The following is a 22214-nucleotide window of genomic DNA, read 5'->3' on the forward strand; positions in this document are numbered from 1 at the left end:
TTCTCGCATGTCTCTTGTGACCGCACCCCCGCGTCATCACGCCTCGCGTCAAGCGCCGCCAGCGACTGCCGGCGCCTCGCCTCGCGCGGTCTCCGCCCCTGCAGCCCGGGCGCCTGCGCGTAACGAAGCGCCTCAGGCACTCACCACGCGTTCTACGTCGTCAGACAGCATTCACCTCAAGATCAGCGGCCTCACCAAGCGCTATGGCCAGTTCACGGCCCTGAGCGAGATCGACCTCGCGATCCGCGAAGGCGAGTTCGTGTGCTTCCTCGGCCCCTCCGGCTGTGGCAAGACCACCTTGCTGCGCGCCATCGCCGGGCTTGCGCCGCAGAGCGAAGGCACCATCCACCAGCGCGGCCAGGACATCTCGCGTCTGCCGCCCCAGGCGCGCGACTTCGGCATCGTCTTCCAGTCCTATGCGCTGTTCCCCAATCTCACCGTGTTCGACAACGTGGCCTATGGGTTGCGCAATCGGCGCGATGCGCGTGACGCGATGCGCCGGCGCGTGACGGAGCTGCTCACCCTGGTGGACCTGGCCGGCAGTGAAGGCAAGTATCCGGCGGCCCTGTCCGGGGGCCAGCAGCAACGCGTGGCACTGGCGCGGGCGCTGGCGACCGAGCCGGGGCTGCTGTTGCTCGATGAGCCGCTTTCAGCGCTGGATGCGCGCGTGCGTCTGCATCTGCGCAGTCAGATCAAGGCGCTGCAGGCACGGCTGGGCGTCACCACCATCATGGTGACCCACGACCAGGAAGAGGCCCTGGCCATGGCGGACCGCATCGTGGTGATGAACCATGGTGTGATCGAGCAGATCGGCACCCCCGCCGAGATCTACCGTCAGCCGGCGAGCGCCTTCGTGGCCGAATTCATCGGCAGCATGAACTTCCTGCAATGCTGTCCCGAGAACGCCAATACCCTGCGTCTGGGCCAGCAGCGTCTGGAATGTGCGGCGCATGATCTTGAGGGTCTGGATCAGGCGCGTCTGGCCATTCGCCCGGAAGCCGTCTCATTGTGCGCAGTGGGTGAGGGGCTGTCGGCGCAGGTGGATCACGTCGAGTTTCTCGGCGCCTTCCTGCGTATCACTCTGACGCTTGAGGGCTGTGGGCAGACACTGTCGGCGGATGTGGCGCTCAAGGACAGTGAGTCACTGGGAGTGCGGGTCGGCGCCCGGGTGGGTGTGAGTCTGCCGTCCGAGGCGATCCGCCTGTATCCGTTGGTGGAGGCGCAGGCATGATGGCGCGCGCATTGCCCTTGTCGGGTCGGCTGTCAGGCGAGTCCGGCTTGCGTCTGTTGATGTTGCTGCTGGCCCTGGCGCTGCTGGTCATCGGGCTGCTGTTGCCGCTGGCCACCATGCTGATCAAGAGCGTGCAGGACCGCAGCGGTGACTTCGTCGGCCTGGCCAACTTCGCGCGCTATGTGCAGACGCCGGCGCTGGTCGGCTCGATCATCAATTCCGTCAGCATCGCGCTGATCAGTACCCTGACGGTGGTGAGTCTGGCGTTCCTGTGCGCGTACGGCATCACCCGCACCTGCATGCCGGGCAAGCGCGTCTTCCGCATGCTGTCCATCCTGCCGCTACTGGCTCCGTCACTGCTGCCAGCCATCAGTCTGGTGTATCTGTTCGGCAATCAGGGCTGGTTCAAGGATGTGCTGCTGGGGGAGAGCATCTACGGCCCCATCGGCATCGTGATGGGCATGACCTTCTGGATCTTCCCGCATGCGCTGATGATCATGATGACGGCGCTCAGCAACAGCGATGCCCGTCTCTATGAAGCCGCGGACGCACTGGGAACGCCCAAATGGCGCAGCTTTCTGACCATCACCTTGCCGGGCGCGCGCTACGGCATCATCTCCTGTGCCTTCGTGGCCTTCACGCTGGCGATCACCGATTTCGGCGTGCCGAAGATCATCGGCGGGCAGTTCAGTGTGCTGGCCACCGATGTCTATCGTCAGGTGGTGGGGCAGCAGAACTTCCAGATGGGCGCGGTGGTCAGCGTCATCCTGCTGTTGCCGGCCTTGCTGTCCTTCGCGGTGGACCGCTGGATCCAGCGCCGTCAGGTCGCGCAGCTCTCGGCGCGCGCCGTGCCCTGGCAGCCGACGCCAAGCCCGCTGCGTGACTGGGTCTTCGCGCTGCTCTGCTATGGCGTGGCCGCCGCGATTCTGGCCGTGATCGGCACCGCCATCTATGCCTCGCTCGTGCAGTTCTGGCCCTACAACCTGAGCCTGACCCTCGATCACTACGCCTTCAAGGCGCTGGCGGGTGGTGGCTGGGACGCGTGGCTCAACTCACTGACGCTGGCCTTCTGGGTCACCTTGATCGGCACGCTGGTCATCTTCTTCAATGCCTGGCTGACCGAGAAGAGTCAGGGCTATCGCCCGCTGCGCCAGGGGCTGCACTTCATGGCGATGATGCCGATGGCCGTGCCGGGCATGGTGCTGGGTCTGTCCTACATCTTCTACTTCAACCAGGCCGACAACCCGCTGAACTGGATCTACGGCACCTTCGCGATTCTGGTGCTCAACACCCTGGTGCATTTCTATACCGTCTGCCACCTGACCTCGGTGACCGCGCTCAAGCAGCTCGATGGAGAATTCGAGGCGGTCGGTGCCTCACTCAAGGTGCCGTTCTGGAAGACCTTCTGCCGCATCACCTTGCCGGTGTCCCTGCCGTCAGTGCTGGATATCTCGGCCTATCTGTTCATGAACGCGATGACGACCGTCTCGGCTGTGGTATTTCTCTACAACAGCGATACCCGACTGGCCTCCATCGCGGTGATGCATCTCGACGAAGCCGGGCACTTCGCCAGCGCGGCCGCCATGGCAGTACTGATCTTCTTCACCTGTCTGGGCGTCAAGCTGCTGCATGCGGTGGTCAGTCATCTGCTGTTGACCCGTGCCCAACGTTGGCGACAGGCGACCTGATACGCCGTTGGCCGCTTTTTTTTTGTGCAAATCAACTGGTATATACCAATGAGTATTCAACATCCGTACCTGCTGACTCCCGGTCCCTTGACCACCAGTGCGAGCGTCAAGGCCGCCATGATGAAGGACTGGGGCTCCTGGGATCAGGACTTCAACACCAAGACCGCCGAGATCTGCCAGCAGTTGCTCCGCTGTGCCAATGCCAGTGAGCACCATGAGTGCGTGCCGATGCAGGGCAGCGGTACCTTCGCGGTCGAGGCGGCGCTGGGCAGTCTGATCGAGCCGACGAGTACGACGCTGGTGCTGGTCAATGGCGCCTATGGCAAGCGGCTAGTCAGTCTGCTGACCCGCATGGGGCGCGACTGCGACGTGCTGGCGTGGGGCGATGCCGAGGCGCCGTGTGCCAAGGCCGTGGCCGACAGACTCGCGGCAAGGCCCGAGATCGGTCATGTCGCCATGATTCACTGCGAGACGAGCTCCGGGATGCTCAATCCAGTGGCGGACATCGCCGAGGTGGTGGCAGCACACGGTCGTGAGCTGATCCTCGATTCGATGAGTGGCTTCGGGGCGCTGGAGATCGATGCGCAACGTACTCCGTTTCTGGCGCTGATCTCCTCGGCCAACAAATGCTTCGAGGGGGTGCCGGGATTCGGCTTCGTGATCGCCCGGCGCGATGCGCTGCAGGCGGCACAGGGGCGTAGCCACTCATTGTCGCTGGACCTGCACGATCAATGGCAGTACCTCAAGCGCACTGGGCAATGGCGTTATACCCCGCCGACTCACGTGGTGGCGGCGTTTCACCAGGCGCTGAAGGAACACGCCGAGGAGGGCGGCGTCGCGGGCCGCCACGCTCGGTATCACGCCAACATGCAGCGACTGGTGGCAGGCATGCGTCAGCGCGGCTTCACGACTCTGCTCGACGATGCCTGGCTGTCGCCGATCATCACCACCTTCCTGAGCCCGGCACACTCCGACTTCGACTTTTCACGTTTCTACGCCGAGCTCAAGGCACGTGGCTTCATCATCTACCCGGGCAAGCTCACCGACGTGGAGAGCTTCCGCATCGGTAGCATCGGGCAGCTGGATGTCCGCGTGATGGATCAACTTCTGGCCGCCGTGGATGACGCGCTGGCCACCCTGGGTGTCGACGATGCCCGCCCGTGCGCTGACGCTGTCGCACTCAACTGACTGGAGAACTGTCATGCAATATCACACCCCGGATCGTCTGCAGGCTGCCATCTTCGATTGGGCCGGCACCCTGGTGGATTTCGGCTCCTTCGCGCCGACCCAGATCTTCGTCGAGGCCTTCGCGGAAATCGGCGTGGCCATCAGTCTGGAAGAGGCGCGCGGCCCGATGGGCATGGGCAAATGGGAACACATCCGCACCCTGTGTGATGACCCTGCGATCGCGGCCCGTTTCGAGGTGGCCTGTGGCCACGCCCCCAGTGATGCCGATGTCACGGCGCTTTATGAGCGCTTCATGCCGCTGCAGATCGACAAGATCGGGGCGCACTCCGCACTGATTCCCGGCGCGCTCGAGGTCATCAACGGGTTGCGCGACAAGGGCATCAAGATCGGCTCCTGCTCCGGCTACCCCCGCGAGGTGCTCGAGCAGGTGGTCGCACGGGGCAAGGGCAATGGGCTGGTGGTGGATCATGTCGTGGCCACCGATGAGGTGCCCAAGGGGCGACCCTCTCCGGCGCAGTCTCTGGCCAATGTCATCGCGCTGGGCATCACTGACGTGGCGGCCTGCGTGAAGGTGGATGACACGGCGCCGGGGCTGCTGGAAGGTCGCAGTGCCGGCATGTGGACGGTCGCGTTGACCTGCTCCGGCAACGCCATGGGGCTGGATCACGCAGCGTTCATGGCCCTGTCAGAGGCAGAGCTCAACGAAAGGCGCAGCGCCATCGAAGCCCAGTTCGCGCCGTCCGGTCCGCACTTCATGATCGACACCATCGCGCAGCTGCCCGAGGTGATCCGCGAGATCGAGGCGCGTCTGGCGCGCGGCGAGCGCCCCTGACAGCCTGGTGGCGGGACTGCGGCGCCATGTTTGACGCTGCACTGCCTGTCACCTCGCTCGCCCACTTTGGCTTACCCCTTCACCCCACCACTTCACTCCACCCCTTCAGGCGCCAGCCTCGGGTCCTTGCACAAGGCCTTGAGGCTGGCGTCTTCTCGCAAAAGGTAAGGACATATGCTCATTGGCGATTGCCGCCTGGTTGCCCTGAAAGCCCGTAATCTCCGCATGCCCGTCTCCATGCACGGGCAAGCTCACTCTCAAGCCCAATCTCATGTTCAAGCTCAAGCTCAAGCCCACGCGATTGCCGTGAGCGCCTCTTGAGCCCACTGGCGCTGGGACTCATCCTGATCTCGGTCTGTCTACATGCCGGCTGGAATCTGCTCGGCAAGGGGCGGGCGCCGTCACTGGCCTTCTTCATGCTGGCCATGGCCAGTGGTGCGCTGATCTTTGCGCCGCTGCTGGGGCTGGGGCCGTCGTTTGCCGTGCTGCCCGGTGAATTCTGGGGCTGGCTGGTGGCCACCGGACTCTGTCAGGTGCTCTACATGGGCGGACTTGCCTGGGCCTATGCGCGCGGCGAGGTCAGTGTGCTGTATCCCATCGCGCGGGCCTTGCCGGTGGTGCTGGTGCCGCTGGTGTCGCTGAGTCTGCTGGGCAGTCAGGCACTTACGGGGTTGGATCTGGTCGGCATGGGGCTGATCGTACTCGGCGCGTTGGTGCTGCCCTTGAGCAGTCCGCAGGGCCTGCGCCCCTCGACCTACCTGACGCCCGCGTTGGGGTTCGCGCTGCTGGCAGCAGTCGGCACCACCGGCTATTCGCTGATCGACAAGCAGGCACTGGATATCATGGTGAGTGTCGGTTACTCGCCCACCTCGGCGGGCGCTGTCTTTCTGGTGTTGCAGGCCATCATGACCGTCGCCTGGGGCGCGCTGCTGGTGATGTTGCTGCCGGCAGAGCGTCGCCGCCTGCCCGCGCTATGGCGGGGGGAGCGGGGCAGCATGGTGCTGACCGGCGTGATGGTGATGGCGACCTACGGGCTGGTGCTGGTTGCCATGACGCTGACGGCGGAGGTCAGCCTCGTCGTTGCGATGCGTCAGTTGTCGATTCCTCTGGGCGTGATGCTCGGTGTGCTCTGGTTGCGCGAGCGAGCGGCCATCGCCAAGTGGATCGGCATCGTCATCATGCTGGCGGGGTTGTGGACCGTTGCGCTGGTGTGAGGAAAGGCGTGGCATGAGGCACAAAAAAAGCGAGACAGGCGGCTGCCTGTCTCGCTTTTGTCTTTCTGCGGGCGCTGGCGGGGCATCACGTTGTCGTGAACCCCTTCACCGCCATGCTTACTTGGCGTCTGCCACTAGCATTTCCAGCGTGGCGCGCGCGCCGTTGTCGTGCAGGCTCTTCAGTGCTGCCAGGTAGGCGTCGCGGAAGCGCGGCTGATCGACCAGATCACCGAACAGTTCACGGTTGTCCAGGAAGGCAGTCGGCTCTTCGCGCTGACGGCTGGCACGCTCCATCAGCTCGTCCTTCAGCGGGTCGACCACGTCGATGGTCTCGCCTTGCTCATCCACGCCTTCTGCATAACGTGCCCAGCTGGCCACGACGGCTGCGGTACGACGCAGTTCGCCGTCGGTCTTGAGCTGTGCGTGTGCCACCGGGATCAGGAACTTCGGAATGCGGTCGGAGGTCTCGGCGCACAGACGCGCGAGGGTGTCCTTGACTTCCGGGTTGGCGAAACGCTCGATCAGCGTGCGGCAATGGGCGTCGAGATCGATACCCGGCAGCTGGGCCAGCGTCGGGCGTGCTTCCTCGTTCATGTAGCCGAGCAGGAAGTCGACGATCAGCGGGTCGTTGCAGGCTTCATGGGCGTAGCGATAGCCGGCCAGGTAGCCGAAGTAGCACAGCGCCTGGTGACCGGCGTTGAGCAGACGCAGCTTCATCAGCTCATAGGGCTCGACATCTTCCACCGGCTGCACGCCGGCATCTTCAAAGGCCGGGCGGCCATTGGCGAAGTGGTCTTCCAGCACCCACTGCGTGAAGGGCTCGCAGACCACCGGCCAGGCGTCTTCCACGCCGAAACGTGAGGACAGCTCTTCGATGTCAGCCGGCGTGGTCACCGGCGTGATGCGGTCGACCATGGAGTTGGGGAAGGGCACTTCGGCTTCGATCCATGCCGCCAGCTCTGCATCACGTGCACGCGCGTAGGCAGTGAACATCTTGTGAGCGACGTTGCCGTTGCCTTCGATGTTGTCACAGGACACCACGGTGAACGGGGCGACGCCGCGCTCGCGACGACGTGCCAGGGCTTCGGTGATCAGGCCGAAGCTGGTCTTGGCTTCCCCCGGGTTGGCCAGGTCGTGCTGGACGTCGGCGTTCTCGAGGTTGAATTCGCCGGTGACCGGGTGGAAGTTGTAGCCACCTTCGGTGACGGTCAGCGAGACGATGCGGATTGCCGGGTCAGCCATCAGCTCGATGACGGCATCCGGGGAGTCCGGGGCAAAGCGGTAATCGATGATGGAACCCACCACGCGCGGCTCATAGTTGCCGTCCGGGTGCTTGAGTACCACGGTGTAGAGGTGGTCCTGCGAGGCCAGGGCTTCCTGCATGCGGCGGTCGCCCGGCATAACGCCGACGCCGACGATGCCCCAGTCCAGCGCCTTGCCCTGATTCATCAGCTCGTCGAGGTACATGGCCTGGTGCGCACGATGGAAACCGCCCACGCCGAAGTGGACGATACCGGCGCTGACCGCAGTGCGGTCATAGTTCGGAGTGGCTACCTTGGCGTCCAGCTGAGTCAGACTGGCATTGGAGAGACGGGTCATGGGGAGGTCTCCTGCCGCGTGTCGCGGTCGAGTCGAGATGGGTAAAGAAAGGGTAGGTCGTAACGGCCAGCGGCGAAGGTTACCCGTGTGATTCAGGCTTCCTTCGCCGCTGGCGTGGCAGGGGGGCAAGCCCCTGCCGACTCAGCTAGCGGTGGCCGTTTGCTTGGGGGACTGCTTGTTGAACAGCGCCTTGCTGCGCTGCAGCTCCCAGTACGCGAAGATGAAGTAGATGATCGTCGACCAGATGGTCACGTCATAGAACAACTCACGATTCGCTTCGTAGCTGGCCAGGTCCGGGCTGCCGAACAGCACGCGCAGCGCGAGGACCATCGGCACCGCCAGGCCCAGCACCATCCAGACGGCCTTGATGGCCTTGGTCAGACCCGAAGTGTCCTTGACCGGTGCGTGGTTGGTGGTCTCGGCCTGCTTGGCGTGCAGGGCTTCGACACGCTCCTGGAATTCCCGCTCGGCCGCTTCGGCTTTCGGGTAGGAGTCGGCTGCACCGGCCGATCTGGCCATCAGGGTGTAGAGGATGATGGAGACGAACCAGGTCGGCAGGAACAGGTAGTAGAACGGAATCACGTCGACCATCTCGAGGCCAAAGCCGAAGATCAGTGACAGCGCCCAGGTCGCCAGTGCCGGCGTGTTGTGCTTCACGCCCTTGTAGCGCGCCCAGTAACGGCTGAAGCCGAGTTTCGGGAACAGGTGATGCTCAGCGAAGATGATCCCGCCGACCGGCACCAGCACCAGCCCCGCATAGGTCAGCAGCGGCAGCATGCTGCGATAGACGAACGGGAAGCAGCTGAGCACGGCAACGCAGATACCCACGGCCAGCGTCGCCTTGTTGCGCGACAGGTTCGGCATCGCCGACTGGGCGGCAAGGCCCGCGCGGTACAGGTTGGCGTTGGCGGTGGTCCAGCCTGCGACGACCACGATAACGAAGCCAGCGGCGCCAAGGGCGTGCAACGCCACTTCGCCCGGTTCCAGCACATCGATGCTGATACCGGCGACGGCTGCGGTGGCCGCGCCCATCAGGCCGGCGGAGATCCAGGCGACGTAGTGGCCGAACATCATGCCGGTGCTGGTCGCAAGGCCGGAGCGCATGCGCTTGGCATAGCGCAGCAGCGCCATGTCGATCAGACCGAAGTGGGAGAAGGTATTGGCCGCCCAGGAGAAGCCGATGACTTCCCAGATGCCGATGCCTGCTTCGCCCTGGGAGTTGATCCCGGTGAAGACGGTACTGCCGGCGACATCAATGAAACTCGAGAAACTGTTCAGGCTGGTTTCACCGGTGACGGACTCCGCCAGTTCCGGCAGCAGAACCATGCCACCGACGGTGAACATCAGCATCAGCCACGGGGCACAGATGCTGGCGAATTCGGTCAGGGCATTGAAGCCATAGACCGCGACCAGTACCACGATGGCTGCCACGGCCAGTGCCAGCAGGATGAATTCGAAGCTGGTGGGGTAGGCCTGGGTCTGGGCCGGAATGTCGAACAGCAGCCTGACCGCCGTGGCGGAAACAGTGATCATGGCCGCCGATATGGCGGTGAATATGACCACGTTGGCCCAGTTGTAGAGCCGTGACATCGAATCACCGGCAATACGGTGAAGATAGGTGAAGAGGCTCAGACGGGTCTCGATCGCGATTGGCGTCGTGATCAACCAGAAGCTGAGCACTGCGAGGCCATTACCGATCAGCAGGCCCAGCAGGATATCCCAGATACCGGCACCGAGCGCCACGAAGGTGGCACCGATGACGAACTCGGTCGCGGCAACGTGCTCGGCGGCATAGAGACCGGCAAAGTGCGGCCACCGGTGCAGTTTATGACGTGGCACCGGCAGTAGCTCATCGTCCATATGGGCGATCTGCCGATCCAAATCTGGCGCAGTACTGGCCATGATTGGCTCCTGTTTTTTTACGGCTTGTCTTGCTGCTCCTACCCGAGATGTCACGCAGCCGCCTTGGCGATCCTGTCGGCGATGACGAGGGTAGATCGTCTATTATCGATCAAATTACTCAGGTGTGGTGCAAATGATCGGTGAATGGTCATCAAAACGCAAAGCCCGCGTGCTTGAACTTTGGGCTATGACCTCGAGTGATCATGGCTATGGAAGTCAGGAAGGCGCTGAAGACCGCATGAAATCTAGGCTTGCACGAAGGTGTCTCGATTCAATGACACGATTCAGCAAAATGAATTTTTCCGTTCTCACACCCCGTTCGGCGCCTGAAGCATTGTGTCCTGGCTAAAACGGCCAACGATCCAGGGGCAGATATCTCACAACTCTGAGAGTGGTCTTGCACCGATGTGGTGCGATCGGCGTACCAGGCATCGTCGCTTTCTTGCCATGCCTCAGCAGTGTCTTGATCGAGGCCCGAGGCCCGGGAGTCGAAAGGGGAAATGGGGCAGCGGAAAGAGCAGCGGAAAGGGCAGCGGAAAGGGCAGCGGAAAGGGCAGCGGAAAGGGCAGCGAAAGTCGGGTCGCTGCGAGAGAGCACGATAGAGAGCGCTATAGAGGTGACGACATATAAAGGTGGGTGTTGGTCGGTGGCGACATCGGTTTCGGCACAATGCGACGGAAAGTGCATGAAATAACGACAAAGAACGAGAAAAATGAGACATCTTGCGGCTTTCCCCAGTTCTCGCTAAGGTTGCGCAACACTGTTTCCTAACCAGGAAGCCCCAACACGACTCCCGGCGCTTGATTGGCGACGGGGCAAGGCGAGGAGGCCAGGCATGCGAACGCGCACACTGACCATTCTGATGATGATATTCACGCTGCTGGGAGCCCCGCTGGCTCAGGCAGGACCGCACGATAGAGGCCACGGGCATCATGACCGTGGGCATGGCCACCACGACCGCGGCCATCATGGCAAACAGCACAAGAAGCACCACAAGCAGCAGCGTCATCATGAACGCCGCCGTCATGAGGCGCGACGCCATCACCAGTGGCGCCGTGGCGATCACCTGCCGCGTCATTACTACTCCGACAGCCGCTACTGGGTGAAGGACTGGCACCATCGTCACCTCTCCAAACCGCCGCGCGGGCATCGTTGGCTGAACATCGATGGGCGCTATGTGCTGGCGGCGGTGGCGGGTGGCGCGATCACGGCCATCATTCTCAATCGCTGATTCCAGCCGCGTGTTCATACGTCAGTAAGTCAGCAAGACCAAAGACAAGGGCCTCCAGTGAGGCCCTTTCTCGTGCTTGTCGTTCACGTTTTGACATGGCGAGGCTGCCAACGCACGTCAGGCCCGGGCAGCATTCTCAGGCGTAGGCGCTGCATACCCAGGTCATGGTCGCCGGGGTGTCACCGTTGTAGGTGATGGCGTGTCCGAGGGTGCTGTCGAAGGCCAGGCTGTCACCGACCTTGAGCTGGATGGGGTCGTAGAGTTCGGTCCAGACCGTCACCTCGCCGCTGGTCACGATGATCTGTTCCTGGCCGGAATGTTTTTGCAGGCCGCCGAACTCCTCGAGACTGCGATTGAGCACGGTGGTTTCCAATACCATGTATTCCTTGGATGCCACGTTGTTGCAAAGCGGTCGATAGCGGTAGTTGGGCGTCTCGATGACTTCTCCCTCCTGCGCTCGCGTCAAGGTGAGCCAACCCCGAAATGACGTGTCCTCCGTGTGATAGAACAGCTCGCTGACATCCACGTTCAGGCCCTTGGCGAGATTCACGATCGCCTCGAAGGTCGGTGAGATGCGTCCATTCTCGATTCTCGACACGCTGGCCGCCGAGATTCCCGACGCGCTGGCCACGGCCGCGATGGTCAGCCCCTTCTCCTTGCGTAGTGCCTTGAGATTGTCACCAATGGCGCCTGCCTTGCGTTCTCGGTGCTTCAGGGCGATCGGCGTTTCCTGGTGGGGTGTCATGTCAGCGTGCTCCATCGTGTTCGTCTGCTGGGGTGGCGTCTGTCGCTGCCTATGCCGGTGTAGCGCAAGGGCGTGAGCTTTCAGGTCATGCTGCGGCAGGGAGAGGCATGTACGCCATGATGGCGTCCATTTAGGGCTTCCATGAGCAAAATGTCGAGCCTGATATCCATATTTGACCCAATATTGCGTATATGCAATTGTGGAGGCGAATGCGCAATCGATAGTGGCCGCCCACTGGGCGTGTATCAGGCCGCAGCCTGTATCAGGCATTCGCCTGCAGGTACGCATAGCATTGCACTCTAATTAAAATAATCCTGGGAAAACAATAATGTACAACTTCAAGAAACAGCTCCTCGGCATGGGTATCGCTGCCAGCCTGTTGGCGACTGCCACGACTCAGGCGGCGGACATCGAGTGGAAGATGGCGACACCGTGGGGCGGTGGGCCCTGGCTTGAACGGGATGCCAAGACCTTCGCGGACTATGCAAACGAATTGACCAATGGTGACGTGAGCATCCAGGTGTTTCCCGGCGGCACCTTGGGTGGTGCGCTGCGTGTCACCAATACCGTGAAGTCCGGTGTCGCGCAGATCAGCCATAACTACATCAACTATGACTACGGAACTGACCCGACGGCAGCGCTGCTGGCCGGGCACTCCAGCGGCCTGACGCCGGAAGAATTCATGCTGTGGATGTACGAGGGCGGCGGCGTCGAGCTCTATGAAGCCTTCCGTCGCGAGGTGTTCGGCGTCGTGGCCTTCCCGTGCTCGACCCTGGGCACCGAGATATTCCTGCACTCGAGCAAGAAGGTGCAGACTCTTGAAGACTTCCAGGGACTGCGCCTGAGAACATCGGGTGCCTGGGCTGAAATCGCCTCACGCCTTGGGGCCTCCACCGTGGTGATGGCCGGCAGTGACATCTATACGGCGCTGGATCGCGGTGTTATTGATGCGGCGGAGTGGGGGAGTCCTGAGCTCAACAAGCCGACGGGTTTCCAGAATGTGGCGCAGTACGTCATCTTGCCCGGCATCCATCAGTCGGGCGGCATTCTTGAGTGTGAAGTGAATGTCGATGCGTGGGATGGCCTGAGCGAAGCCCAGCAGAGCCAGTTGCGTCTCGCGGGCAAGCTGAGCGTGTTCGAGTCCTGGCTGGATAGCTCCTTTGCCGATCTCAAGGCCTTCAAGGAGCTGGAGGAAGGCCCCAACGAAATCGTGCAGCTGGATCAATCCTTCATCGATGCCATCTACGAAGAGACCCGTGCCTGGGAAGATGAGAAGGCGGGCGAGAATGAGTGGTTCGCACGTGTGCTTGAGTCGCAACGTACCTTCAAACAGAGCATGACGACCTGGCAGGACTACCGTTTGCCGATCGGGGAAATGGGACGCTAAGTCCTCTTGAATGATGTCCCTGGCCCGGGCGATACCTGTATCGCCCGGGCTCTTTCCTTGTCGTCATCCTGGTGAGTTGCCATGAAAATCGTCGCTGTCATTGAGCGCCAGACCCGCTGGGCCGGGTATCTGGGGGCAGTCTTGATACTGCCGCTGGTGCTTGCGTTGGTCTATGAAGTCTTCAGTCGTTATGTGCTGGGAAAGCCCACTTTATGGGCGTTTGAAGTCAGCTACATGGTGATGGGCGCCATCTTCATGCTTGGCATGGCAAATGCCCTGCGTGTCGGCCAGCACGTCAGTGTGGATGTGTTGAGCCAGAATTTTGCACCGCGTCTCAGAGCTGGAGTTCATCTGGCCTGTTATGCGGTATTGCTGCCGGTATTGATGTGGCTTGTCTGGGAGCTGTCGCTCTATGCGCTCGAGGCGTTCTCCAGCAATGAGCGCTCCGGGCGTTCTGCCTGGAATCCGGTGATCTGGCCGGTCTTCGGCGTGTGGTGGCTGGGCTTCGTCTATCTGACGCTGCAGGTGATCGCGGAGATGTTGAAGCTCTGGAGCACACTGCTGGGCCATGATCATGGCGCGGAGGTGTCCTCATGAGCGACTTCATTGCCCTCATCATGTTCCCTGCGCTCATCGCTCTGATCGTGCTCGGTTTCCCGATCGCGTTCTCGATGATCGTTGTCGCTACCGTCTTTGGTGTTGCCCAGTTCGGGGATGCCGCGGCCTATCAACTGCTGACCAAGATCGAGGACACGGCGTCCAATTCCATTCTGGCTGCCGTGCCCTTGTTCATCTTCATGGGCGCGATGCTCGAGAATTCCGGCATTGCCGAGCGACTGTTCGGGGCCATCCATCTGTGGACACGTCGGATGCCCGGCGGGCTGGGCGTCGGTGCGGTCATCATGGGCACCATCTTCGCCGCCGCCAGTGGTGTCGTCGGGGCCACCGAGGCGGTGATCGGCATGCTGGCCGTGCCGGTCATGCTCAAGCATCACTACGACAAGTCGCTGATCTCCGGCACCATCTGTGCCAGTGGCTCATTGGGCACGGCGATTCCGCCTTCCATTACCGTGGTCATTCTCGGGCCTGTAGCCGGGGTCTCGGTCGGATCACTGTTCAGTGGTCTGCTGATCCCGGGCCTGTTGATGGCGCTGTTGTTCCTCCTCTATATCGTCGTGGTCTGTGCGCTGAAGCCAGCCCTTGCGCCGCGACTCAAGGAAGATGAGCAGCATCCGGGGTGGGGCAAGCTGCTCACCATTACCCTGAGTGCGCTGCTGCCGACCATGAGTCTGATCCTGGTGGTGCTGGGCACGATTCTGATGGGCATCGCCACGCCGACGGAAGCGGCGGCCTGTGGGGCGCTCGGCTCCGTATTGCTGGCGCTGGGGTATCGCAATCTCACGCTGTCCACCCTGTGGAACGCGGCGATACGCACACTCAACATCACCGCGATGATTCTGCTGATCGTGCTGGGCGGCAACATGTTCGCGGGCGTCTTCTTCGCCTCCGGCGGGATGGCCACCGTACAGTCGTTGCTGCTGGATACCGGCTTGAGCCCGTGGCTGATTCTCGGCGCCATCCTGCTGATCGCCTTCCTGGCCGGTTTCGTGCTCGACATGATCTCGGTGGTCCTGATCGTCATCCCCGTGGCGATGCCGGTCATCGGCCTGCTCGGGTTCGATGAGATCTGGTTCTGCGTGGCCTTCCTGATCGTGATGCAGACGAGTTATCTGACACCGCCGTTGGCGCCCTCCATCTTCTATCTGCGTGCCATCACACCTCCTGAAGTGACGCTGAAGCACATGTACAAGGGGGTGATGCCCTTCATCTTCCTGCAGCTGGTGGTGTTGGCGCTGATCCTGGCCTTCCCGGGACTGGCGCTGTGGTTGCCTGATGCCATCAGCGGACCGTCATGGAAATGATGGACACCTTATTGGAAAGGAATGAGTTCGTATGAGTGATGCAACACAGGAAGAGACAGGAATGGACGTCAATCTCGATCGGGCAGCGCTCAAGACGCTATGTCACGAGGTGCTGAGCCACCATGGGTTCAGTGAGCCACATGTCGATGCCATGAGTGACGCGCTGGTAGCGGCGGAAATGGACGGCTGTCGCTCCCATGGGCTCTATCGCCTGATGGGGTTCGTCGCGACACTGAACAATGGCGGTGTGGTGCCGGACGCCGTGCCGGTGGTCGAGGATACGGCGCCCTCCATCGTCAAGGTGGATGCCAAGGGGGGCTTCTCGTCGCTGGCCTTCCAGCAGGGTGTGCCTGAGCTGCTCGACAAGGCGCGAGCCAATGGCATTGCCATTCTGGCCATCAATCATTGCGTGCATGGCACGGCATTGTGGGTAGAGATCGAGCGACTGACGCGTGAAGGACTGGTCGCTATCGCCTGCAATCCGACTCAGTCGTACATGGCGCCGTATGGTGGCAGTCAGCCTCTGCTGGGGACCAATCCCCTCGCCTTTGGCTGGCCGCGCGAGGACGGTAACCCGTACGTATTCGATTTCGCCACCAGTGCCATCGCGCGCGGCGATATCGAGCTGCATCGTCGCCAGGGGGACAAGATTCCGCTCGGCTGGGGTGTCGATCGAGAGGGTGAGCCGTCGCAGGACCCGACGGAAGTGCTGGATCATGGCGCGATGCTGCCCTTCGGTGATCACAAGGGCTCTGCGCTGGCGATCATGATCGAGTTGATTGCAGGGCCGCTGATCGGCGACATGCTGAGTATCGAATCCAGCGAACATGATCAGGGCAAGGGGAGCCTGCCGTATCATGGGGAGTTGATCATCGCGATAGATCCCGCGCGCCTCACGGGTGGCAGCACCCAGCAGCACATGCTGCGCTCTGAAAGGCTGTTCGAACTCGTGAAGCAGCAGGGCGCAAGGCTCTCCTCCGAGCGTCGCTTCAAGGCTCGCCAGAAGCATCAAGAAGGGGGCGTCACGCTTTCGAGAGCCTTGTATGACGATATCCTCAAGCTGGCCTCCTGAACCTCCGTGTAGATCGAGCAGCAGAGTGATCGCTGAGAGCACACCGCGGAAAGTCACAACTGCATGAAGAAGAACGGCCGCCTCTTGGGCGGCCGTTCTTGTATGAGGGTCTCTATCGTCGGGCTTGTCATCGGCGTTGTCATCGGCGTTGTCTTCGGTGCTGCCAACCTCACGCCTGCCGATACTAAGCGCCCATCCAGTTCTGCCTGAATATGTGCACCACTGGTTGAGCCTGCTTTTCAGCAAATGCGCAGATGCTGATAGCGTAAGACGTATTGAGGGTGGCTGACGCCACCTGAAGGTCACGCAGGGGAGAGGCACATGACGCTTGAGATGACATCGCGGTTTCGTGGTTGCCTGTTGGGTGGTGCGGTGGGCGACGCCTTGGGGGCGGCGGTGGAATTCCTGTCGCACGAGGAGATCCAGGCGCGCTTCGGCAGTGATGGAATAGCCGACTATGCACCGGCCTATGGTGGGCTGGGGCGGATTACCGATGATACGCAGATGACGCTGTTTACTGCCGAGGGCCTGCTGCGCAGTCATGTGCGTGGCTGCTTGAGAGGCATCACGACGCAAAGTGGCCTGGTCAGCAGCGCCTACGAGCGCTGGCTTTACACCCAGGGCGAACGCTCGCGGAAGGAGGCCGAGCAGGAATGGTTGGACAGTGGCTGGCTGATCAAGCAGCGCGAGCTCCATTCGCGGCGTGCCCCGGGCATGACGTGTCTGTCCGCGCTCAAGCAGATGCGTGCCTACGGTGACAAGGCGCAGAACGACAGCAAGGGCTGTGGTGGGGTGATGCGTGTGGCACCTGTCGGCTTGTTCGCGCATGCGATGGGAGCCTCCCATGAGATGTGCTTCGAACTCGGAGAAGAGGTCTGTGCGCTGACCCATGGGCACGTCACCGGCCAGCTGACCGGCGGCGTGCTGGCGGTGATGATCCAGTGTCTGGTGGCGGGGGATTCGATGGCACAGGCACTCGCGCATGCTCTGCGTATACTCGCGCGCAAGCCGGGCTGTGGTGACACCTTGCAGGCCCTGGAGCAAGCCCGCGCGCTGGCCGAGTCCGAGACGTCGGCGCCGGCCGCAGTGGTATTGCTGGGGCTGGGGTGGATCGCGGAAGAGGCTTTGGCAATCGCTGTCTACTGCGCGCACACTGCCCGGGATTACCGCTCTGCGATTCAGCTCGCGGTCAATCACGACGGGGATTCGGATTCCACCGGGGCCATCACGGGCAATCTGCTCGGGGCGCAATGGGGCGAGGAGGCGATACCGAGTGACTGGCTGGCGCCCCTTGAACTGAGTGATGTGATCGGCGAGATCGCCAACGACCTGCACGACTGCCCCCGCTGGGAGCTCTACACCGAGGGTGGTGGCAAGGATGAAAAGTGGGCCTGGGAGAAATACCCGGGCTATTGAGTCGCGGTGCAGCAGCATGAAAAACGCGGAGCCATCTTCCAATGGCTCCGCGTTTTCGTGTCTGGACAACAATTTTTATCGCCCGTCGCGATGCAAGGGGAGCGCAGAGGCGCAGGGAGTGCTTGAAACAGGTGACTTGAGAGGGCGTCCACGGGCTTCGTAAGCGGTTGATAATACTATGCTTATTACCAAAGTCGTAGATCAGTGTCTGTCCAGCTGGTCAGGCGAGTGATGCATTGGTTCGTGATTGGAATCAATGCTGTTCCAGTGGAGGGATATCTCGCGTGGCGGGTTTCGTCCACAATGCGCTCATTCCACATTGCACGAAACGGCAGTCTGGATTCGGTCGATGGCTGGCACCTGTCAAGACGCCTTCCACTTTTTTGAAGATGGCATGCATCCAACCCGTTGGCGCAAGCGTAAGACTCTACAAGCACAACGGTGAGGGTTTCAGCAGGGTAGAAAGACATACTGCTGACGAATGCCTTCCTCATGATCGCGACCAAAGTTGAAGCGTCTGGCAGCGGTACCGGAGCAGACCTGAGTGACTGATCGATATTCGATCACTGGCGACATGCACCTTCATGGTTGTACAGAAGTGATGCAAAAAGCTTGCAAGGGTTTTGCATGGTGAGGGACTTCACCACTTACGGGTACCGAGGCAATGACAAGGCATCGCAATCTGGTTCTTTGATGGAAACAGTGAGCTGCCAGCGACACGGCTAGTGTGATAGCGAAATAATCATTAGTCTGTTAACAAGTTAGACGGGTGCAGCCGAGACTGCACACGACATCACAAGGGCAACATCGCCCAGGACAAGCAAAGGAAAATCATCATGAAAACTCTGAACCTCAAGACTCTGATCGCCGCCGCCGCTCTCGCTACCGTGAGCACTGCCTCCTTCGCAGCGGATGACAGCCCGGCCGCACAGCGTGTTCAGCAGTCCGTCAGCCAGGACGTCGTCGTCGGCACTGCCCAGCAGGCACCGACTGCCCAGGCCACCTTCGCCGATACCGGCATGAGCGTTGCCGCAGGTCGTGTCGAGACTGCCCTCAATCAGTCCGCCATCGAAGGCAAGGGTGTTGCCACCGTCAGCCGCGAGCAGGCCTTCGACAATGACGCCGGCAAGAGTGTCGCAGCGACTCGCGTTCAGCACGCTCTGAGCGACAGCAACGTCTGAGTCATTCAGCTTCTTGCCCGGGCACTCACGCCCACTGACCACTTTGTTCATCGAGGAGATTCATCATGAAAACCATCAAGACTCTGATCGCCGCCGCCGCTCTCGCTACCGTCAGCACCGCCACCTTCGCCGCGGATGACAGCCCGGCCGCCCAGCGTGTCCAGCAGTCCATCAGCCAGGACGTCGTCGTCGGCACCGCTCAGTCAGCCGCTACCCAGCAAGCCAGCTTCGCGGAAACCGGCATGAGCGTCGCGGCAGGTCGCATTCAGCAGTCCATCAGTGCTGATCGCATCCATGGTCAGTCGCACACCGTGGCCACTGCCAGCCAGGCATTCGATAACGATGCCGGCAAGAGTGTCGCAGCGACTCGCGTTCAGCACGCCCTGAACGACAGCAACGTCTGAACCATCGTCAAGCCTGACCTGGATTGCCGGGTCTGATCATCGCTTTGCTTTTTATCGAGGAGATACACCATGAACACTCTCAAGACTCTGATCGCTGCTGCCGCACTCGCCATCGTCAGCACTGCCTCCTTCGCCGCCGACGATAGCCCGGCTGCCAAGCGCGTCCAGCACAACGTCAGTGACAGCGTCATCCATGGCTCTGCCCAGCAAGCTCCGACCGCCCAGGCGACCTTCGCGGAAACCGGCATGAGCACCGCTGCTGGCCGTTTCCAGGTGGCATCCGGTGATGACGAGATCCGTGGCCATGATCGCTCCATCCATCTGCAGGAATTCGATGTCGCCAATGATTCCGGCGATAGCGTTGCCGGCACCCGTGTTCGTCACGCCGTGAGCGACGTCAACGTCTGAGACGCCCGACGTCTGCGTCAGGCGCTTGCAGGCCAGGTGTCTGCACTGACATGACCTTTTTCGACAGGATAACCCCCATGCAATCCCTCAAGTCTCTATTTGCCATTGCCGCATTGTCCGTTGCCGCCACTGGCGTGGCTTCTGCCAATGACAGCGAAGCCGATGCCCGCGTCCGTGCCACCCTCAGTGATCGCGTGATCATGGGCCAGGCACAGCCGGTGACTCAGCAAGCCGCGCTGCATCACGATGATGCCGTGGAAACCGGCATGAGTGTCGCTGCCAGCCGCGTCCAGAAGTCCATCAGCAACGCCGGCATCCAGGGCACCACCCGTGCACTGGCGAGCGATTCGGCTGATTACGTCAACGATGCTGGCAAGAGCGTCTCTGCTACACGCGTCGAGCATGCCTTGAACGAAAGCGCATGATCTCTCGTCGGCGGATGAACGTCCTCCGACTCTGCAAGACAGCCAAGGATGCCGATATGCCATCGACTTGCCCCTGTCAGTTGCTGAATGGACCCACTGACCATCGTGTCGCGTCATGATGGTCAGTGTCCCAGAGAAGAATACGTGAGAGAGAAGAACGCTTGAGCAAGTGTTTTGGCTGAGTGGAAGCCAGTGTGGAAGTGCGCACTCGTCGTCAACTGCAGAGTCCTTGCTCAAACGCTTTCCTGTCCTGAATGTCCTGTCCCGACATTCCCTGCCCGCCATTGGTGGGCTTTTTTCGTTGCATGAAGGTAATCAGCAGCGGCGATCCGAAGCTGGGACAGGCAGCCGAGACAGGCAGGCGGGACAGAAAGCCGGGTCATGCCGCGACCAGCTTGGCCTCCATCAGGGTTTGCACATAGGGCGGCAGGTCCCCTGTGGCGAGACTTGCGACATCTCCCAGATGCTCGGTGCGGCCATTGCGCAGCACCAGTACGCGGTCCGCGAAATGACTGACCAGCCCCAGGTCATGGGTGACGAAGACCAGGCTCAGGCCGCGCTCACGCTTGAGGCGTTGCAGCAGGCGAATGATGGCGGCCTGAACCGAGACATCCAGTGCTGAGGTGATCTCGTCACACAGCAGGATGTCGGGCTCGGCGGCCAGCGCGCGGGCGATGGCGACGCGCTGCTGCTCGCCCCCCGACAGCTGGCTGGGCAGACGGTCCAGATAGAGCGCGGGCAGGCGAACTTCTTCCAGCAGCGACTGGGCACGCTGGCGGGCGCCATCGCCCTTGAGATCGAACCAGCGAGACAGCACCGGTGCGAGAGATTCGAACACGGTCAGACGAGGATTCAGTGCCGTGCTGGCATGCTGGAAGATGTACTGGATCTTCTGACGCTGCACCGGACGCCGCTCGGCGACCAATCCCGCCAAGGACTCCTGACGCAGACTGAGCTGTCCGGAGACGGGGGAGAGCAGGCCGGCCAGCGCCTTGAGGATCGAGGTCTTGCCGCTGCCGGATTCGCCGATCAAGGCCAGCGTCTCGCCTTGCTGGAGCGAGAATGCCACATCGCTGACGGTGAGCGCCGGCGTTTCACCGCGCAGGCGCGCCAGCCAGCCGGGCGTGCGATAGCACAGGTTCAGCGACTCCACGGCCAGCAGCGGCGCGATGTCCAGTGACGTGGCTGGCTGCGAGTCGTTCTTTACGCGATCGGCCCGCTCATTGGTTGCTGCGTTACTTTTCGCACTTTCCGCACTTTCCGCACTTTTCGCACTTTCTCCGCTCTCCGCATGCGCTCTGCCCACTGATTCATGACCCTCCAGCGCACGATGGCAGGCGTATCGCCCTTGCCAGCTCGGCACGCTGTCACGGCACGTATCACTGGCGCGCGGACAGCGCGGTGCGAAGGCACAGCCCTTGATGGCGCTTCCCACCAGGGGCGGCGTGCCTTCCAGCGCGGCGTCAGGTCGATAGCACTGACTGCCCGGCGTCGCGGCCAGCAGCGCGTGACCATAGGGGTGGCGCGGGCCGTTGAGGAAGTCGCGAGTCGCGGCGACCTCCACCAGCTGACCGGCGTACATCACCGCGACGCGGTCACACAGGTGAGATACCGCGCCCAGATCATGACTGACGAAGACGATGCTCATGCCCAGCTCAGCGCGCAGCGAGGCCAACAGCGCCAGAATCTCATTCTGGGTGCTGGCATCCAGTCCGGTGGTCGGCTCATCCATCACCAGCACTCGTGGGCGTTGCGCCAGGGCCAGCGCCAGACTGGCGCGTTGCTGCTGTCCGCCGGAAAGCTGGTGCGGATAGCGCTGCATCAGCACTTCGGGGTGAGGGAGGTGGACGCGTCGCAGCCATGCCACGGCCTGCTGTTCGCGTTCCGCCTTGCCTTTCACGCCCTGTGACAACAGCGTCTCGCACAGCAGACTGCCGAGCGTGAGGTGGGGCGTCATGGCCTTTTCGGCATGCTGGGAGACCAGCCCGAGCCTGAGTTCGCCCAGCCAGCGCCCCGGGTGATGATGAAAGCTCAGCCGGCGGTGCTCGTCGTGAAGAGGGTCATGACTTGTAGAGATAGAAGTAGAGGCAGTGGCAGAAGTGGAGGCAGAGGCGGGCGCAGATGAGGCGACACTCACCTCGCCGGTGCGCACCAGGCTGCCCCGACGCAACAGGCCCAGCATGGCCGTGGCCAAGGTGCTCTTGCCGCTGCCGGACTCGCCCACCAGACCCAGAATCTCGCCCTGGCCCAGGCTCAGGTTGATACCGCGCAGCACGGGTCGCCAGGTCTGCTGGCGATCATGAAAGCCGATGTTGAGATCGCGAACGCGGATCACGGCGTTGTCCGTCATGGCGTCACCTTTGGAGTTC

Annotated in this window: 19 protein-coding genes; 15 read left to right on the forward strand and 4 right to left on the reverse strand. The window is 61.9% G+C overall.

All coding sequences use genetic code 11. From position 1 onward, the window contains the following. Positions 1-7 precede the first annotated feature (7 nt). The 5 genes from HA399_RS06670 to HA399_RS06690 all read left to right on the forward strand — a co-directional run bounded on the left by HA399_RS06670 (position 8) and on the right by HA399_RS06690 (position 6153). Complete coding sequence (locus HA399_RS06670) at positions 8-1231, forward strand: putative 2-aminoethylphosphonate ABC transporter ATP-binding protein (protein ID WP_404326535.1); 1224 nt, start codon at positions 8-10, stop codon at positions 1229-1231. Next, the gene (locus tag HA399_RS06675) at positions 1231-2919 is read left to right on the forward strand and encodes a putative 2-aminoethylphosphonate ABC transporter permease subunit (protein ID WP_404326922.1); all 1689 of its coding nucleotides are present in this window, start codon (positions 1231-1233) and stop codon (positions 2917-2919) included. Before HA399_RS06670 ends, HA399_RS06675 begins: the two co-directional genes overlap by 1 nt. A gap of 48 nt (positions 2920-2967) precedes the next feature. After that, a complete protein-coding gene (locus tag HA399_RS06680; protein ID WP_404326537.1) occupies positions 2968-4107 on the forward strand; it encodes a 2-aminoethylphosphonate--pyruvate transaminase in 1140 nt (379 codons plus the stop codon). A 13-nt stretch (positions 4108-4120) separates the two neighbouring features. Further along, positions 4121-4939, forward strand: coding sequence for a phosphonoacetaldehyde hydrolase (gene phnX / locus HA399_RS06685; protein WP_404326538.1), 819 nt, complete (start codon positions 4121-4123; stop codon positions 4937-4939). Between the two features lie 317 nt (positions 4940-5256). Then, positions 5257-6153 (forward strand): drug/metabolite transporter, encoded by an 897-nt coding sequence (locus HA399_RS06690; RefSeq protein WP_404326540.1) that lies wholly within the window; start codon positions 5257-5259, stop codon positions 6151-6153. A 117-nt stretch (positions 6154-6270) separates the two neighbouring features. On the opposite strand, the gene HA399_RS06695 is transcribed toward HA399_RS06690, so the two are convergent. Both HA399_RS06695 and HA399_RS06700 read right to left on the reverse strand, forming a co-directional pair. Then, positions 6271-7752 carry a mannitol dehydrogenase family protein gene (locus HA399_RS06695; RefSeq protein ID WP_404326541.1) on the reverse strand — a complete coding sequence of 494 codons (1482 nt, stop codon included), beginning with the start codon at positions 7750-7752 and terminating at the stop codon, positions 6271-6273. A gap of 141 nt (positions 7753-7893) precedes the next feature. Continuing rightward, complete coding sequence (locus HA399_RS06700; RefSeq protein ID WP_404326542.1) at positions 7894-9654, reverse strand: purine-cytosine permease family protein; 1761 nt, start codon at positions 9652-9654, stop codon at positions 7894-7896. Positions 9655-10489: 835 nt separating this feature from the next. Here HA399_RS06700 and HA399_RS06705 point away from each other — a divergent pair. Next, positions 10490-10885 carry an RcnB family protein gene (locus HA399_RS06705; RefSeq protein ID WP_043334027.1) on the forward strand — a complete coding sequence of 132 codons (396 nt, stop codon included), beginning with the start codon at positions 10490-10492 and terminating at the stop codon, positions 10883-10885. 136 nt (positions 10886-11021) lie between these two features. Here the strand turns inward: HA399_RS06705 and HA399_RS06710 are convergent, their stop codons facing one another. Further along, positions 11022-11630, reverse strand: coding sequence for an XRE family transcriptional regulator (locus HA399_RS06710; protein WP_348473112.1), 609 nt, complete (start codon positions 11628-11630; stop codon positions 11022-11024). 328 nt (positions 11631-11958) lie between these two features. Between HA399_RS06710 and HA399_RS06715 the strand changes: the two genes are divergently transcribed. From HA399_RS06715 to HA399_RS06755, 9 genes are all read left to right on the forward strand, one after another. Next, positions 11959-13017, forward strand: a complete 1059-nt coding sequence (locus HA399_RS06715; protein ID WP_107335045.1) for a C4-dicarboxylate ABC transporter substrate-binding protein — start codon at positions 11959-11961, stop codon at positions 13015-13017. 81 nt (positions 13018-13098) lie between these two features. Then, positions 13099-13614 (forward strand): TRAP transporter small permease subunit, encoded by a 516-nt coding sequence (locus HA399_RS06720; protein ID WP_043334025.1) that lies wholly within the window; start codon positions 13099-13101, stop codon positions 13612-13614. After that, positions 13611-14939, forward strand: a complete 1329-nt coding sequence (locus HA399_RS06725) for a TRAP transporter large permease subunit (protein ID WP_279836679.1) — start codon at positions 13611-13613, stop codon at positions 14937-14939. Before HA399_RS06720 ends, HA399_RS06725 begins: the two co-directional genes overlap by 4 nt. A 31-nt stretch (positions 14940-14970) precedes the next feature. Beyond that, positions 14971-16011, forward strand: coding sequence for an Ldh family oxidoreductase (locus tag HA399_RS06730; protein ID WP_404326543.1), 1041 nt, complete (start codon positions 14971-14973; stop codon positions 16009-16011). A gap of 321 nt (positions 16012-16332) precedes the next feature. Further along, positions 16333-17427 (forward strand): ADP-ribosylglycohydrolase family protein, encoded by a 1095-nt coding sequence (locus tag HA399_RS06735; protein WP_404326545.1) that lies wholly within the window; start codon positions 16333-16335, stop codon positions 17425-17427. 836 nt (positions 17428-18263) lie between these two features. Beyond that, complete coding sequence (locus HA399_RS06740) at positions 18264-18608, forward strand: hypothetical protein (protein ID WP_043334022.1); 345 nt, start codon at positions 18264-18266, stop codon at positions 18606-18608. A 65-nt stretch (positions 18609-18673) separates the two neighbouring features. Next, on the forward strand, positions 18674-19012 hold the full coding sequence (locus HA399_RS06745) for a hypothetical protein (protein WP_054555881.1): 339 nt from the start codon (positions 18674-18676) through the stop codon (positions 19010-19012). Between the two features lie 69 nt (positions 19013-19081). Next, on the forward strand, positions 19082-19420 hold the full coding sequence (locus HA399_RS06750; protein WP_404326546.1) for a hypothetical protein: 339 nt from the start codon (positions 19082-19084) through the stop codon (positions 19418-19420). A 77-nt stretch (positions 19421-19497) separates the two neighbouring features. After that, entirely contained in the window at positions 19498-19845 is a 348-nt protein-coding gene (locus HA399_RS06755; RefSeq protein ID WP_043332305.1) for a hypothetical protein, read from the forward strand. Positions 19846-20224: 379 nt separating this feature from the next. Here the strand turns inward: HA399_RS06755 and HA399_RS06760 are convergent, their stop codons facing one another. After that, on the reverse strand, positions 20225-22195 hold the full coding sequence (locus tag HA399_RS06760) for an ABC transporter ATP-binding protein (protein WP_404326548.1): 1971 nt from the start codon (positions 22193-22195) through the stop codon (positions 20225-20227). Between the last annotated feature and the right edge of the window lie 19 nt (positions 22196-22214).

It is taken from the genome of Cobetia sp. UIB-001 (assembly GCF_044789135.1).
GTDB classification, from domain to species: domain Bacteria; phylum Pseudomonadota; class Gammaproteobacteria; order Pseudomonadales; family Halomonadaceae; genus Cobetia; species Cobetia amphilecti.